General features: G+C 42.9%; 1 protein-coding gene. It reads left to right on the top strand.

Annotated features, from left to right (window positions below):
- A partial coding sequence (locus ACFIJP_RS09595) for an autotransporter domain-containing protein (RefSeq protein ID WP_375627202.1) occupies nt 1–617 on the top strand: 617 nt, incomplete at both ends.

Raw genomic sequence — 617 nt, 5'->3', positions numbered from 1 at the left:
TACACCTATGGAAGCACAGGAACTTTATCTTCTGAACGCGGACCTCTCAAATACGGTTACGGTGCTGATATTCGTTATGCTGCTCTCCAAGCCGGTGTTACATTGGCAGCAATTGAAGGGCAAAATACCACAACACATCTCGGTCTTGTAGGCACCTATGGGCAGCTGTCGTTCACACCAAAGGACATAAAAGATGCAGGGAAGAACACGCTGGATAAATGGGCCATTACAGCCTATGGCAGTATACAGCATAACAGTGGTTTCTACATCGATGCACTCTTGTCCTATGGTATCCTAAAAGGGCATATCGCCAATGCCATCAGAGGCAATACCGCAAAATTGAACGATGCCAAAATGTTGAGTATCTCCACCACTGTTGGCAAAGAATTTGCAACCGGAATGGAAGGTTTAACCTTCGAACCACAAGCACAAGTTGCCTATCAACATTTGATGTTTAACACCATTGAAGATGCTGATAATTTTACTGTTGATATGAACAATCCTTCTCAATGGTTAATCCGTGTTGGTGGACGTTTGACCAAAACCATTTCCACTGAAAACAGCCGTCCTATGTCTTTCTATGGAAAAGTAAACTTGATCAAAACTTTTGGTGATGA

It is taken from the genome of Bartonella sp. MU37NMGALS, assembly GCF_042194015.1.
In the GTDB taxonomy this organism is placed as follows: domain Bacteria; phylum Pseudomonadota; class Alphaproteobacteria; order Rhizobiales; family Rhizobiaceae; genus Bartonella; species Bartonella grahamii.
The sequence above is the reverse complement of the archived record's forward strand: the minus strand, read 5'-3'. Positions and strand labels throughout refer to the sequence as shown.